11 protein-coding genes are annotated in these 13625 nt (G+C 67.8%); 6 read left to right on the top strand and 5 right to left on the bottom strand.

Going from position 1 to position 13625, the window contains the following annotated elements:
• The first annotated feature begins 71 nt into the window (after positions 1–71).
• From ACIPXZ_RS10270 to ACIPXZ_RS10260, 3 genes are all read left to right on the top strand, one after another.
• A complete protein-coding gene (locus ACIPXZ_RS10270) occupies positions 72–2045 on the top strand; it encodes an FAD/NAD(P)-binding protein (RefSeq protein ID WP_400593390.1) in 1974 nt (657 codons plus the stop codon).
• A complete protein-coding gene (locus ACIPXZ_RS10265; RefSeq protein ID WP_400593387.1) occupies positions 2042–2539 on the top strand; it encodes a GNAT family N-acetyltransferase in 498 nt (165 codons plus the stop codon). The genes ACIPXZ_RS10270 and ACIPXZ_RS10265 overlap by 4 nt, the downstream gene beginning before the upstream one ends.
• A gap of 86 nt (positions 2540–2625) precedes the next feature.
• Positions 2626–3231, top strand: a complete 606-nt coding sequence (locus tag ACIPXZ_RS10260; protein ID WP_400593384.1) for a dihydrofolate reductase family protein — start codon at positions 2626–2628, stop codon at positions 3229–3231.
• Between the two features lie 38 nt (positions 3232–3269).
• Here ACIPXZ_RS10260 and ACIPXZ_RS10255 read toward each other — a convergent pair whose 3' ends face one another.
• Both ACIPXZ_RS10255 and ACIPXZ_RS10250 read right to left on the bottom strand, forming a co-directional pair.
• Entirely contained in the window at positions 3270–4124 is an 855-nt protein-coding gene (locus ACIPXZ_RS10255) for a GNAT family N-acetyltransferase (protein ID WP_400593381.1), read from the bottom strand.
• Positions 4117–4734: a DinB family protein gene (locus ACIPXZ_RS10250; protein ID WP_400593378.1), complete on the bottom strand. Its 618-nt coding sequence runs from the start codon at positions 4732–4734 to the stop codon at positions 4117–4119. Before ACIPXZ_RS10250 ends, ACIPXZ_RS10255 begins: the two co-directional genes overlap by 8 nt.
• Before the next feature lie 102 nt (positions 4735–4836).
• On the opposite strand from ACIPXZ_RS10250, the gene ACIPXZ_RS10245 reads away from it, so the two are divergent.
• On the top strand, positions 4837–6528 hold the full coding sequence (locus ACIPXZ_RS10245; RefSeq protein WP_400593375.1) for a helicase HerA-like domain-containing protein: 1692 nt from the start codon (positions 4837–4839) through the stop codon (positions 6526–6528).
• Between the two features lie 53 nt (positions 6529–6581).
• Positions 6582–7577 (top strand): hypothetical protein, encoded by a 996-nt coding sequence (locus ACIPXZ_RS10240; RefSeq protein WP_400593372.1) that lies wholly within the window; start codon positions 6582–6584, stop codon positions 7575–7577.
• Positions 7578–7665: 88 nt separating this feature from the next.
• Here the strand turns inward: ACIPXZ_RS10240 and ACIPXZ_RS10235 are convergent, their stop codons facing one another.
• Positions 7666–9624, bottom strand: a complete 1959-nt coding sequence (locus ACIPXZ_RS10235; protein WP_400593369.1) for an NHL domain-containing thioredoxin family protein — start codon at positions 9622–9624, stop codon at positions 7666–7668.
• Entirely contained in the window at positions 9621–11861 is a 2241-nt protein-coding gene (locus ACIPXZ_RS10230) for a cytochrome c oxidase assembly protein (protein WP_400593366.1), read from the bottom strand. The genes ACIPXZ_RS10235 and ACIPXZ_RS10230 overlap by 4 nt, the downstream gene beginning before the upstream one ends.
• Positions 11862–11926: 65 nt before the next feature.
• Between ACIPXZ_RS10230 and ACIPXZ_RS10225 the strand changes: the two genes are divergently transcribed.
• Complete coding sequence (locus ACIPXZ_RS10225) at positions 11927–12577, top strand: LysE family translocator (protein ID WP_400593363.1); 651 nt, start codon at positions 11927–11929, stop codon at positions 12575–12577.
• A 31-nt stretch (positions 12578–12608) separates the two neighbouring features.
• On the opposite strand, the gene ACIPXZ_RS10220 is transcribed toward ACIPXZ_RS10225, so the two are convergent.
• Positions 12609–13493 (bottom strand): hypothetical protein, encoded by an 885-nt coding sequence (locus ACIPXZ_RS10220; protein ID WP_400593360.1) that lies wholly within the window; start codon positions 13491–13493, stop codon positions 12609–12611.
• Positions 13494–13625 lie beyond the last annotated feature (132 nt).

The raw sequence follows: 13625 nt of genomic DNA, 5'->3' as shown, positions 1-13625 counted from the left end.
GGACCGGCTGGATCGGCGGGTCCCGGGACGCCTAGGGTCGGGTTCCACAGCCGCCGGATTCAGGAGGGAACATGACACAGACCAGGGCCTCGCTCGTCGTGGCAGGTGCCGGTCCCCGAGTGGCCGGTGTCCTCGAACGGCTCGCCGCCAACGCCCCGGAACTGCTGCGCGTCCCGATCGACGTGCATCTCGTGGACCCGTACGAGCCCGGCTCCGGCCGGGTCTGGCGTCACGAGCAGTACCCGGGTCTGCTCCTGAACTCCCGGGCGCAGGACATCACGCTCTTCACCGATGCCTCCGTGCACTGCGCCGGGCCACGGGTCGAGGGCCCTTCACTCTTCGAGTGGGCCGGGCTGCTCTCCGCCGGCGGGCTGGACCCTGATCCGGCCGACGATCCCGCCCTCGCGGAGGTCCCGCTCCGGGACGAGGCGGCGGCGCTGGGTCCGGGGTCCTTCCCCAGCCGACGGCTTTTCGGCGCCTATGCACGGTGGTTCCTGCGCCGGGCCGTGCTGCGGCTCGCACCCAGGGCCCGCGTGACGCTGCACCGCGACACCGTGACGTCCGTCCACCCGGCCGGCCACGACGACGGTGGCGGACGGCTCGTCCATCTGGCCTCCGGGACGGTGCTGAGCGCCGACGTCGTGCTCTACTCGTTGGGACACAGTGACGCCCGGCCGGACGCCAGGGAACGGGAACTCAGCGGCTTCGCGGAGCGTCAAGGCGGCCTGTACTTCCCGCCCGCCTACACTGCCGACGCCGAGTATTCGGCGATCTCGCCCGGCGAGGACGTGCTCGTCTCCGGCATGGGTCTGGCGTTCATTGATCTGGTCGTGCTGCTTTTCGAAGGCCGGGGCGGTCGTTTCCGGCCGCGCGCCGACGGTTCGCTCGAGTATCTGGCGTCCGGCCGGGAACCCCGGCTCTGGGCCGGATCCCGACGAGGCGTCCCGTACCACGCGAAACCCCAGGTCCCCCTGCGGGGCCCAGCGCTGGATGGACTCCGCCACCTCACGGGGGACGCCGTCGCCGCGCTCCTGGCCGACGACGGCCGCCGGCTGGACTTCCGCGAAGACCTCTGGCCCCTGGTGGCGCAGGAGGTTGCCCGGCACTACTACGCCGAGTTGTTCGCGGCCTCACCTGAGCGCGTGTCCGGGCCATGGGAGGCGTTCCAGCACCGGCTGGACACCGTCCGCTGGGGCACCCCCGAGCAGGAGCAACTGCTCGCCGACTTCATCCCAGATCCTGCATACCGGCTCGACTTCGCACTCCTGGACCGTCCGCTGACCGGCCTGACCGGGGGCCTGTCAGAACGGGAGTCCGCCGTGCTCAGGCATCTGGAGGACGATCTCTTCCTGCGCAGCGCCACGGCCCACAGTGAACAGACGGCACTGTTCAACGGCTTCCTCCAGGCCTACTTCGCGCTCGGGACGCTGGTCCCGGTGGAACGGCTTGACGCCGGAGCCCAGCGGGAGATCACCTCGTGGTGGCACGGTTTCTTCTCCTTCGTGGACTCTGGGCCGCCGCCTCACCGCCTGCACGAACTGCTCGCTCTGCACCGCGCCGGTTTCCTCCGCTTCCTGGGTCCGGGCCTGAACGTCCGGACGGACGAATCCGCAGGGCTCTTCTCCGGCACGGTCCCCGGTGCCGGGGAGAGCGTCCACGCCCGGGTGTTCGTGGAAGCCCGGCTTCCCGAAGCGACGGTGACCGGTTCGCGCAATCCCGCCCTCTGGCAATTGGCCGGAAGCACACTGGGGAAGGTGGCCGTCGACTCCCGGCAGCGGGTTCTCACCGCCGACGGCGAGGCCAGGGACCGCGTGTTCGCGGTCGGGCCGTGGACCTCCGCCTGGGGTTCCGCGGCGTTCGCCCGGCCCCGCAGCAACGCCGCACCGTTCCGGGAGAACGATGCCCTGGCCCGCGAGCTGCTGAGGATCCTTTCGGGGTCACGGGCAGCGGCGCGTGCAACGGCCGGACCGGCGCCCCGGGCCGGCGAACCCATGACCCTGGCAGGGCACCGCCCCGTCGCCCGCACCACGGAAGGACAGCCATGACCCTCACGAGCCCGGCCCTCGACGTCGTACACCTGACCCTCGATGACCCTCGGGTGAAGCCGCTCCTGGACGAACTCGCCGTGGAATACACCGCGCGATACGGCGACTTCTTCTCCGCCGGAGGAGCCCAGGAGGAGCTTGCACGGTACCCCGCCAGCGAGTTCGAGGCACCGGACGGGGCGCTCCTGGTGCTGCAACGAGGCGGGGAGACCATCGCCGGCGGCGCGTACCGCCGCTACGACGAGAACACCGCGGAGTTCAAACGCATCTGGACTCATTCGGCGCATCGCCGCAAGGGCCTGGCCCGCAGGGTCCTCCTGGAACTGGAACGGAGCGCCCAGGAGCGCGGCTATCGACGCATCTACCTCACCACGGGTCCACGCCAGCCGGAGGCGAAGGGACTGTACCTGGCCACAGGCTACGCGCCGCTCTTCGATCTGGACGCCGATCCTGAGCAGCTCCGGCATCTCGCCTTCAGCAAGGATCTGGGCTAGCCCGCCATTGTCCCGGGCGCCGTGCTGTGCCACGCTCGAAGTGATCCCGCCGGAAATGCTGACGGGCCACCGCGAAGGAGCATGGCATGGGACTCATTCACATCGACCTCTTCAGCACGCTCGACGGCGTCGCGCAGGCGCCGGGCGGTCCGGAGGAGGACCCGGCGGACAGCTTCGCTTTCGGCGGCTGGCAGGCGCCGCTCACGGATGAGGAGAGCGGGCAGTGGATCGTCGGCGGCATGGACGGAATGGACGCCCTCCTCCTGGGCCACCGGACCTACGACATCTTCGCCGGCTACTGGCCACATCAGGACGGGTACATCGCGGAGCTCTTCAACCACATCCCGAAGTACGTCGCCTCGCATCAGGACCCGGAACCGCACTGGGCGGGAACCTCCTGGCTGGGTGCCGATGTCCCCGCCGCCGTCCGGGATCTGAAGGCGCGGCATGAGAACGTCCACGTCATCGGCAGCCTGGATTTCGTGCAGACCTTGCTCGGGGAGAAACTCTTCGACCGTCTGAACCTCTGGATCTATCCGATCCTCCTGGGACAAGGGAAGAAGGTGTTCGCAGGCGGTGCCGTACCGAGCAATCTTCGTCTCGTGGAACCGGCGGTGTCGTCGCCGAAAGGCGTCGTGATGCAGTGCTACGAACTCGTGGAGGGCACCCCCGGGGTCGGTGTGATGTCCTGAGACCCGGCCCCGGGGGCGCTGATGCGACGTCGGCGCACTCAGAATGTCAGTTCATAGGGTGTGGTTCCCGTGACCCGGGTGAAGCCGTAGCGTTCCAGGATGGGCCGCGAGTAGTCCGTGGAATCGCTGTTGATCCAGGTGATCCCACGAGCCAGGGCCGTCTGCGCACGCCGGGCGGTCAGGGCCCGGTAAATGCCCTGACCGCGCCACGGCAGCAGCGTGAAGCCACCCCAGATCCCGGCGAACGTGGTGCCGGGCACCGGCTCCAAGCGGCCTCCGGACACCACCGCGCCGTCGGCGAGCGCCATCCAGGCTTCCACACCCGTGCCGTTTCCGAGCCTCCCCATGAGGTCGGCCGCCCTGCGTGGGGCGTCGGCGGCGTCCCCTGTGAACGCCTCCTCGGCGGCGAGGCAGAGCGCGAGTGCCTCCTCCTCGGTGGTCACACGGCGGAGTTCCACACCGGCCGGGAGGGGCACCTCGACGGCGAGCGCTGCGGCCTCGCCGATCATGACGGATTCCTCCTCGCCGGCGTCGAACCCCTCGGCCAGGAGCGCCGCAGACAGGCCAGGCAGGTCGTCATGGCTGCGCGTCTTCCATTCCAGCGTGGACAGCCCGTCGTCTCCGGCGATCTCCCGCGCCGCCGCCAAGGCACTCTGCACCAGTTCCGCCAAGCGGCCCGGCTGGGTGAGAGCCTCACGGACGCCTGCCGCTTCGCCGCCCAGCGGCCCGGTGCTGATGAAACCAGCACGTCCCTCAAAGAGCGCCACCGTGATCTCCAGCCCGCCCTCTCCACTCTCCCAACGGATGCGGCGGCTGTTCAAAGCACCCTGCGCCTCGGCGTCGAGCCTGAGCTGTGCGTCGTAGGCGGCCAGCAACTGTGCCGGTTCAGTCATGAATCTCCTCCCCCGCAGCCGCTGCGGCGGTCCGGGCCGATTGTTCGATCTGTTCACAGTAAGAGGACCACCGGGCGTCGTCGAAAGGTGGCAGATTCGGGTGGCCCGCGGTGTAACCGACGCTTCCGTCGATCAGCTCCCGGACGATGTCCGCATGCCCGGCGTGGTGCGCCGTCTCCAGGTCCACGTGGACCAGGATCTGATGCAGAGTCACGTCACGCGACTCCGGCTTCCACCACGGCACCATGCCGGGAGCATCCAGTTCCAGCGCCTCGATCGTCGCATCGCTGTGTGCGGCAGCGGCATGGTGCAAGTCCAGGATGCTCTGTACGGATTCTTCCGCCGGCACCCACATGTCCGCGTTGTCCTCGGCGTCCTCCGCGGCCCATGGCATCGGGTGTTCGAAGGGACGCCCGAACACGAGACCGAAGTACTCGGCCTCCATGGTGGCGACGTGCTTCACCAGGCCGAGCAGATTGGTCCCGGTCCGGGTCATGGGACGGCGGAGGTCATACTCGCCGAGCCCTTCCAGCTTGGCCAGCAGTCCGGCCCTGCGCGCCTTGAGATACCAGTGCAGGGTCACCTTGTGTTCCTCTGGGGTGTGAGTCATGTCACCAGATTACGGGAGTGGGCTGACACGATCGCCCTCCCGTGTTTGAAGCGCCTGGCAGCCTGCCCGGAGACTCCTGCATGCTCACGCTAAGCTGTGCCCATGGCCTCCAAGAGCACTGAGGAAAAAGTCCAGACCATCCGTGACGGCTACACCTTCACCGGATCCGTCATCGAGCTGGGCGCGGCGATCGTGGACGATGCGGTCCACACCGACGCCCCGGTACGTCTGCCACTGGGCATGATGAACCGTCACGGGCTGGTGGCCGGTGCCACCGGAACCGGCAAGACGGTCACCCTGCACATGATGGCGGAACAGCTCTCCGCTGCGGGTGTCCCGGTCTTCCTCGCCGACATCAAGGGCGATCTCTCCGGCTTGGCCACTCCCGGAGCGGGTGGCGATAAGCTGCTGGCCCGTACCAAGGAACTCGGACAGGACTGGTCCGCCAAGACCTTCCCCGTGGAGTATCTGGCCCTCGGCGGCAACGGCAAGGGGGTCCCGGTCCGGGCATCCATCACCAGCTTCGGCCCCATCCTGCTCTCCCGTGTCATGGACCTCAACGACACCCAGGAGTCCAGTCTCCAGCTCATCTTCCACTTCGCAGACCAGCAGGGGCTGGAACTTGACGACCTGAAGGACCTCCGCGCCGTCATCCAGCACCTCACCTCGGATGAGGGCAAGGAAGCCCTGGCCCAGCTCGGCGGGCTGTCCAAAGCGACCGCCGGAGTCATCCTCCGCGAGCTCGTGGCCCTCGAAGCCCAGGGCATGGAACAGTTCTTCGGCCTTCCGGAGTTCGATCCGGCCGAGCTGCTGCGAACCTCCCCGGATGGCCGCGGCATCATCAGCGCTTTGGAGCTCCCCACGCTCCAGGACAAGCCGGCGCTCTTCTCCACCTTCCTCATGTGGCTGCTCTCCGAGCTCTTCGAAACGCTCCCGGAGGCCGGCGATCTGGACAAGCCGAAGCTGGTGTTCTTCTTCGACGAGGCCCACCTGCTCTTCAACGGCGCGTCCAAGGCGTTCCTGCAGGCCATCACGCAGACCGTGCGTCTGATCCGCTCCAAGGGAGTCGGCATCTTCTTCGTGACCCAGACCCCCAAAGACGTCCCCTCCGACGTCCTCGGCCAGCTGGCCAACCGCGTCCAGCATGCTCTGCGCGCCTTCACCCCGGACGATGCCAAAGCGCTCAAGGCCACTGTCTCCACCTTCCCGGTGAGCGACTACGAACTGGACAAGGTGCTCACCTCCGCAGGGATCGGCGAGGCGGTCATCACGGTGATGAACGAGAAGGGCGCGCCGACGCCCGTGGCCCTGACCCGGCTGCGTGCCCCGGAGTCCCTCATGGGTCCCGCGGACGCCGCCACCCTGGACCAGGTCATCCAGGCTTCCCCGCTCGCGGCGAAGTACTCCCAGGCGACAGACCGGGACTCCGCCTTCGAGAAGCTTCAGCGCGGCGGCGCCGCGGCCCCCGGAACGGCGGACGCCACGCCCGGGACCGCCCCGGGTCCGGACCAGGCCTCGGTCGACGCCGAAGCCCGCCGGATCGAGGCCGAAATCCTCGGCCACACTGCCGATGGAGCCCCTCAGGCCCCCGCGCCAAGCGCCCCACCGGCTCCCGCTCCGCAGGCTCCTGCGCCTCCGGCTCCGCAGCAGAGCAATCCGATGGGTGACATCATGGAAGGCCTGGGCTCGGTCCTGGGCGGCGGCATGAAGTCCATGGTGCGTTCCATGGGAACCCAGCTGGGCCGGGAACTGAGCCGGAGCATCTTCGGGACGTCATCGCGCCGTCGTCGCTGAGCGCCTCCGTCGGGCCCCAGGCGCAGTGCGCGGAAAGTGAGGAAAGACGCAGCGTGACGTGGACACAGACCACCATCAAGGTGGCGGCGGGCTGGCTGGCCGGCATCATGCTGGCCGTGATCGCAGGCATCGTCACGATCTCCGTGGTCAACTCCGGACCCGACGGCGCTCAGGAACCGGTCCGCGCCTACCTTGACGCGCTGCACGACGGCGACGGCGGCAAGGCTCTCGGATTGCTGCGCTCACCCGTACCGGCCGGCAATCCGAGCCTCCTGGACGGTGCCGCGCTGAAAGCATCCGTGGCCGATCTGAAGGACGTCACGATCGGGGATCCGGTGCGTCAAGCCGATGGCCGCCGGTCGATCCCGGTGAGCTACACCCTGAAGGGCGTCCCCGGGAACACGGACTTCCTCGTGGAGCCGGCCGGGACCGAGTGGCTCTTCTTCACACGCTGGCAATTGGTCCAGACCCCTCTGGCGTCCATGACGGTCAATGTGGTCAACTCCAATCAGGCCAGCATCAACGGCGTCCCGGTCAACACACCACAGGGCCACGGCGAATTCCAGGCCTTCTTCCCAGGTGTCTACGAGGCCTCCTACACCTCGCCGTACTTCGCGGCACCGGCCCAGAACGTCACGCTCCAGAACAGCTCAGCCCATCAGACCGTGAATCTGAGTACGGCTGCCACGAAGTCCCTGGTGGACGCGGTCTCCACCCAGGTGAATCACTACCTGGACGCTTGCGCGGTCAAGGCCAATCAGGAGCAACGCCTTCAGCCGGACTGCCCGTTCTACCATGCGGGTCTGGAACGGGTGCAGCAGGGCACGGTGAAGTGGAGCATCGCGAACTATCCGAAAGTGGAGATCCAGCCCTACAACGGGCACTGGATGGTGTCACCACTCGGCGGCAAGGCGAAGCTGGAGGCCCAGGCGCAGGATCTGTTCACGGGCCTGATCGCGCCGCTGGACCAGGTCCACCCCTTCAGCTTCAACGTCACCCTGAGTTTCACCAAGGACAAGGTCACGGTGACCCCCATCGTGGACTACTGAGCCCACAGGCCTCTCCCACCACCACCGCGAAGTTACAGTTGACGCCCCTATCCAGGCTGGATAGGGGCGTCAACTGCACTCTCGCGGCTCAGTCCATGCCGCGCAGGTCCAGCAACAGCCCGGTGTCGCCGTCGTTGCGAAGGACCACGGGGATTCCCCAGTCCTGCTGGTACAGATGGCAGGCGGCGTGGTCCGGGATCTCTCCGTCGGGCCCTTCAGCGCCGTCGCAGGCTGCGGCCCGGGCCGTGATGTGCAGGATGCCTTCCGGGACCTCCGAGGAGAGCTCCAGGGTCCGGGTGAGCCCCTCCCCCGTGCCGCCGCCGGAGACCAGCAGTTCCGGTGGGGTGGAGGAGATCTTCAGCTGCGTCGGGTCACCCCAGCGGTAGTCGAGCTTCTGGCCGGTGGGCGCGGTGAAACGCACTGCGAGTTCGAAGTCACCCGGCGCCACGGGCGACGTCGGACGCTGGGTCTGCGAGGCGCCTTCGTCCACCTGCTGTGCTTCAGCGGGGATCGGCACGTACACGAGCTGGTGCTTGTTCGCCTCGACGACCACCAGCAGCGGCTCTGAGCCGCGGGTGTCCAGGAGGACGTCGCTCGGCTCGGCCAGACCGCGCGTCAGCGTGGACACGGTGCCGGACGCGGGATCGTAGCGCCGCACCGCGCCGTTGTAGGTGTCCGCAATGGCCACCGATCCGTCCGGGAGGACGGCGACACCGAGCGGGTGCTGCAGGCGTGCCTCCGCAGCGGCACCGTCACGGAATCCGAAGTCGAAGAGCCCCTTGCCGATGGCGGTCTCCACGGTCACCCGAGCGGAATCGCCGGTGGGCACCAGACGGCGCAGCGACGAGGTCTCCGAGTCCGCGACCCAGATGGATCCGTCGGGCCCTTCGGAGAGGCCGGAGGACTGTGCGAACCACGCCGAATCGGCGGCGCCGTCCAGCAGCCCCTCCAGACCGTTCCCGGCCAGGATGGACACCTCGCCCGTCTCCGGGGAGAAAGCGAAGATCTGATGCACACCGGCCATGGCGATCACGACGGTCTGCAAGGACTCGGACCACAGAACATCCCACGGCGAGCTGAAGGCCACCAGCAGGGGGTCCTCGCCGAGCGGGCCACCGTAGGCCGCACCGTCCTCGTCGACACGTGCAGGGCCCGCTTCGAGCAGACGCTGCACACCGCTGCCGGCCAGCGTGCTCACCGCACCGGTGGCGAGGCTGATGCCCCGCAGGCGGTGGTTCACGGAGTCGGCGACGACGACGTCGTACCCGACGCGCGCAGCCAGCTCGGCCGGGAGGAGGGTGACGCCCTGCGGCTCATTGAAGCGGGCAGCCACGCCTGCGCCGTCGTGGTACCCCTTGGTCCCGTCACCATAGGCGGCCAGCACGGTGTCGAAGTCGTCGGCGAGTTCCACCACGCGGTGGTGGCCGGTGTCGGAGACGAGCCAGGAGCCGTTCTCGGAGGAACCGCGGCCGGCCGGCAGGAACACGGCCTTGCCCGGGAAACGCAAGGTGCCGGATGTCGCTTCGGGAGCCACGTACGGGCCGCTGCCGCGGTGCAAGGTGCCCTTGGCCTCGTGCTCGGCGATCAGCTCAGGGATCAGAACGGCGAGCCCGTCGGCGTGGCCCTCTCCGGAGAGGTGCGCCACGACGTAGCCCTCCGGATCGACCACCACGAGGGTCGGCCAGGCTCGTGCCGTGTACGCCTTCCAGGTGTCCAGTTCCGGATCGTCCAGGACGGGGTGGTGGATCTCGTAGCGCTCCACGGCGGCCGCGATGGCCACAGGATCGGCCTCGTGCTCGAACTTGGGTGAGTGCACGCCCACCGTGACGAGCACGTCGCCGTACTGCTCTTCGAGAGGACGCAGCTCATCCAGCACGTGCAGGCAGTTGATGCAGCAGAAGGTCCAGAAGTCCAGGAGCACGATCTTGCCGCGCAGCTTCTCCAAGGAGAGCTGTTCCCCGCCGGTGTTCAGCCAGTTGCGGCCGACCAGCTCCGACGCGCGCACCCGGGTGGCGGTGCGCACGGAGGACGCGTTCTCGGTGGTCATTCCTTCTCCTTCGATTCCGGGGCCCTGGTTTCGGGAGCCGCGGTGGATGAATTGTCCCGCGCCGCGAGGCGGGAGAACATGTCGTTGTAAGCGGTCAGCTCGGCGTCATTATTCCTGTCCGCCGCGCGATCCGTACGCCGGGTCTCCCGTTCGTCGGAACGGGACCACATGACCGCCACCCCGATCGCGAGCAGGACGGTGGGCACTTCGCCGATTCCCCAGGCGATCGCACCGCCGTGCTGCTGGTCGACCAGCGCGCTGGGGCCCCACGCGCGTCCAAGGTTGCCGAAGTAGTCCGCCGCCAGCAGACCGGTGCCGCCCATGATCGAGACGCCGAAGAAGGCGTGGAACGCCATCGTGGCGAGCAGCAGGAGCAGACGCATCGGGAACGGAGCTCTCCGTGGCAAGGGGTCCTCGCCGATCATGGTGAGCGCGAAGATGTAGCCGGTCAGCAGGAAATGCAGGTTCATCAGTTCATGACCCACGTGGTCCTTCATCGCGAAGCCGAAGAGGTCCGAGTAGTAGAAGATGATGATGGATCCGGCGAAGTTGGCCGCCGCGAAAAGCGGGTGTGTGACCACCTTGGAGAACCGCGAGTGGACGAAGGCCAGCAGCCACTCCCGCAGTCCGCGGCTGCCGTCCGTGCGCGCGCTCAGAGCCCGGAGGGCGAGCGTCACGGGAGAGCCGATGACCAGGAAGATCGGCGCGACCATGGTCAAGGCCATGTGCTCCACCATGTGGATGGAGAACATCACGTGCCCGTAGACCCCTGGAGCGCCGGAGATGATGTAGGTCAGGGCCAGCAGGCCGATGTACCAGGACACGGCGCGCATGACGGGCCAGCGGTCGCCTCGGCGCAGAATCTTGATCAGCCCCAGCGTGTACGCGACGGCGGCGAAGACGGCCACCGCCACCCAGAGCCAGTCGAGTCGCCACTCGCTGAACCAGCGTTCCGGGGTCAGCTCCGGTGGCAGTTCGTAGCCACTGAGGATGAAGGCGGGGGTGGCGTCCTCGGAGTACTTGGTCTCAGTGGGCGGGGCGGATGAGGAGAGCGCGACGGCGACGGCACTCGTCGCGGCCATCACCAGCAGTTCGACGCCGATCACCTGCCAGAGGACGCGGCGTGCACTCAGCGTCCGTGCAGCGGAGTTGGGTACGGCAGGGCCGGATTTGCCGGCGCTGCTCTGGCCGCTTTCATCACCGAGCCGGGGGATGATCCACGCCCGGTGCATGTAACCGATGGCGCCGAGCACCAGCGCGCAGAACGCCTTGACGAGCACCAGCTGCCCGTACGGCGAGTAGAAGAGGTTGTGCCAGCTCGTGATGCGGATCGAGGCGCTGATGACGCCGGAGGCACTGACCAGGAAGAAACAGAAGAGCGCCAGCGCGGAGAAGCGTTTGAGCACGGCGGCGGTCACGTCGCGGCGCGCCACACCCGTGGTTCCCCTGCCGAGCAGAGTGGAGATGAGTGCCAGGACCGCGATGCCGCCCACCCAGAACGATGCGCCGAGCACGTGGAGTCCAATGGAGTTGACCGCGCCGGCGTGGTCGTTGGAGCTTGCCGCATGTCCGTTGAGCGCCGGAGGAACCATGCCGAGGATCGCCAGCAGCAGGGTGAAGGCCAGCACGGTCGTGTTCCGCAGGCCGAAGCTGGCCGTGGCCACCAAGGCCGCCACGATCACCACGAAGAGCCAGCCGCGGCCCAACGGGAAGTCGGTCATGAAGAACACCAGGGCCTTGGTGTAGTCGGCGTCCCCGCTCAGCTGCTGTCCTGAGACGTTGGCGTAGGTGAGCACCAGCACGGCGATCGCGGACACCGTCCAGACACTTCCCGCCACGCCTGCCAGCAGCATGGTCCGGGTGAAGGCCGGGTGTTCCGGTATCTCTTCGTCCTTATCGAGGCGGCGTGGCGCCCTGACTCCCTTGGGGAGGACGACGACGGCGAAGGCCAGCGCGGCGACGGTCACGGAGAGGCTGAGATTGTGGACCGTCTTGGCCAGTGGAAGCCCCCAGCGCACCAGGGCGCCGGGATCTGAGAGTTCGCGCACCCCTGCCGCACCGGTGAAAAGCAGTCCGAGCACCAGGACCACCACGGCCACCGCGATGGCGGCGAACTGCCAGGCGGGCCCGAGGCCGAGCACCGGAACCGCGGTGGGTTGGGGCCGTCCGTTCCGCCCGGCCCCGCGAGGGGACTTTCCTGGGCGTGAGGGGGCCTGGTTCCTGGTGCTTGCTGGCATGCTTCCATTGTCCCGCGCGGGCTGCAACGGGTCGAATCGGCGCCGCGCTGTCTTAAACTGGGTCGGTGAGCCTTGAACAGTCCCTGCTGGGTTTCGCCGCCCTCTCCGTCCTGATCACCATTCTGCCGGGCACCGACACCGCGCTGGTGCTGCGCTATGCGCTGGGACAAAGCCGGCGGCACGCCTACATGGCCGCGCTCGGCATGATCTCGGCTGCGTTCGTCTGGGGCATCGCCGCGGCCACCGGGGTCTCCGCGTTGCTCGCCGTCTCCACGGTCGCGTACGACATCCTGCGCATCATCGGGGCCGGCTACATGCTGTGGCTGGCGTACAGCTTCTGGAGGGCCTCCTTCCGGAGCGCCCCTGGCACCGTGACCACGCCGGGAGGTGACGCCGTCGTCGCTCCGGAGCATTTCGGCAAGACCTGGGGCAAGGGTTTCCTGTCCAACATCCTCAACCCCAAGTACGGCATGTTCTGCCTGGCCGTCATCCCGCAGTTCCTGGTACCGGGGATCGCGCCCCTGGGCATGGGCATCATGCTCGCCCTGATCAGCAATCTTGAGGCCGCCCTCTGGTTCACCCTGATCATCACAGCCGCTCATTACTTCCGTCGTTGGCTGGATGGTCCGCGTTTCCGCAAAGTCATCGACCGCGTGACGGGCACGGCTCTGGGCGCCTTCGGTCTGGTGGCTCTGGCAGAGACCCGGCGCGGCTGACGTCCTGCGCCGCTGAGTTCCGGCGCTGCGGTCATTCCGCGTTGGCGCGCAACACCGCGGCAGCTTTGACGCTCAGGTAGCCGCGCCACTCAAGCACCGCCGCTTCCGAGTAACTCTGGAAGTCCCCGACCCAACCACCGTCCTCCCGCTGTGCGGCGCGCAGTCTGGCCAGGTCCTCGGCCACGGCCTCCGGGCTGAACAGTCTGCGGATGGGACGTCCCGGTTCCGGAGCGTAATCCAGGAGGTGAAGACACTCGCCGACGGCTCCACCCTCGACGGCGATCCGGCCGTCCGCGGGGATCTGCCCGCCCAATCGTTGTAAAAGCGCAGCCGCACGAGCATCGTGGTCGGCAAGGCGATCCAGGAGCTGCAAGGAGAAGGAGAGCACGTAGGCGAAGGGCCGTTCGGGAAGGCTCTCGATCCGTTCCAGACAGTATTCCGTCGCCATCGCCAGCCAGGGATGTCCTGACAGCCGCTGATCGTGCCTGGCGAGCCTATGAGCCTGCGCCGCAACAGCAGCGGTGAGTTGCAAGGACGACTGCGCCGGGTCTGCCGATACCCAGAACGGGGCGCAGGCGGTTCCATCACCCACGGGCAGTGCGAACGGCAGACCACCGTCCGGCAGAGTGTTCACCTCAAGCCAGTGGAGCAGGCCAGGCAAGGCGGGCGACACCGCAGGCCAGGCATCGGCAAGTGTCTCGAACGCGTGCAGCGCGCCGACCACCTGGCTTTCCCCCGAGCGAAGGTCTGGTTCCAGACCCCAGCCGTATCCGCCGTCCGGGTTTCCATAAGCTTCCAGACCCTGGATGACGGCCTGCCCGTTCCGATGTGACGGGTCCGTCAGAGCCGCGTGCCGGTGCCTGTCGAGGATGCGTGCGTGTGCGGTGATGAACTCGTTGGGTGATGTGGTGGTCATGGTGTTGATGGTGCCATGCCGTGTGTTTGTTGTGTTGTTTTAAATGGTGGTGGCCCCGGGCGTCGTTGCTCGGGGCCATCACTGGTGGTTGTGTCCGGCGGTGTCCTACTCTCCCACACCCTCTCGAGTGCA

This window comes from Arthrobacter sp. NPDC090010, from assembly GCF_044748305.1.
In the GTDB taxonomy this organism is placed as follows: Bacteria; Actinomycetota; Actinomycetes; order Actinomycetales; family Micrococcaceae; genus Arthrobacter_E.
The sequence above is the reverse complement of the archived record's forward strand: the minus strand, read 5'-3'. Positions and strand labels throughout refer to the sequence as shown.

Bases quoted from the DNA above. Each gene is read 5' to 3' on its own strand.
- ACIPXZ_RS10255 (WP_400593381.1), bottom strand. From the start codon at position 4,124: ATGACTGAACCGGCACAGTTGCTGGCCGCCTACGACGCACAGCTCAGG.
- ACIPXZ_RS10245 (WP_400593375.1), top strand. From the start codon at position 4,837: ATGGCCTCCAAGAGCACTGAGGAAAAAGTCCAGACCATCCGTGACGGC.
- ACIPXZ_RS10235 (WP_400593369.1), bottom strand. From the start codon at position 9,624: ATGACCACCGAGAACGCGTCCTCCGTGCGCACCGCCACCCGGGTGCGC.
- ACIPXZ_RS10260 (WP_400593384.1), top strand. From the start codon at position 2,626: ATGGGACTCATTCACATCGACCTCTTCAGCACGCTCGACGGCGTCGCG.
- ACIPXZ_RS10250 (WP_400593378.1), bottom strand. From the start codon at position 4,734: ATGACTCACACCCCAGAGGAACACAAGGTGACCCTGCACTGGTATCTC.
- ACIPXZ_RS10230 (WP_400593366.1), bottom strand. From the start codon at position 11,861: ATGCCAGCAAGCACCAGGAACCAGGCCCCCTCACGCCCAGGAAAGTCC.
- ACIPXZ_RS10265 (WP_400593387.1), top strand. From the start codon at position 2,042: ATGACCCTCACGAGCCCGGCCCTCGACGTCGTACACCTGACCCTCGAT.
- ACIPXZ_RS10270 (WP_400593390.1), top strand. From the start codon at position 72: ATGACACAGACCAGGGCCTCGCTCGTCGTGGCAGGTGCCGGTCCCCGA.
- ACIPXZ_RS10220 (WP_400593360.1), bottom strand. From the start codon at position 13,493: ATGACCACCACATCACCCAACGAGTTCATCACCGCACACGCACGCATC.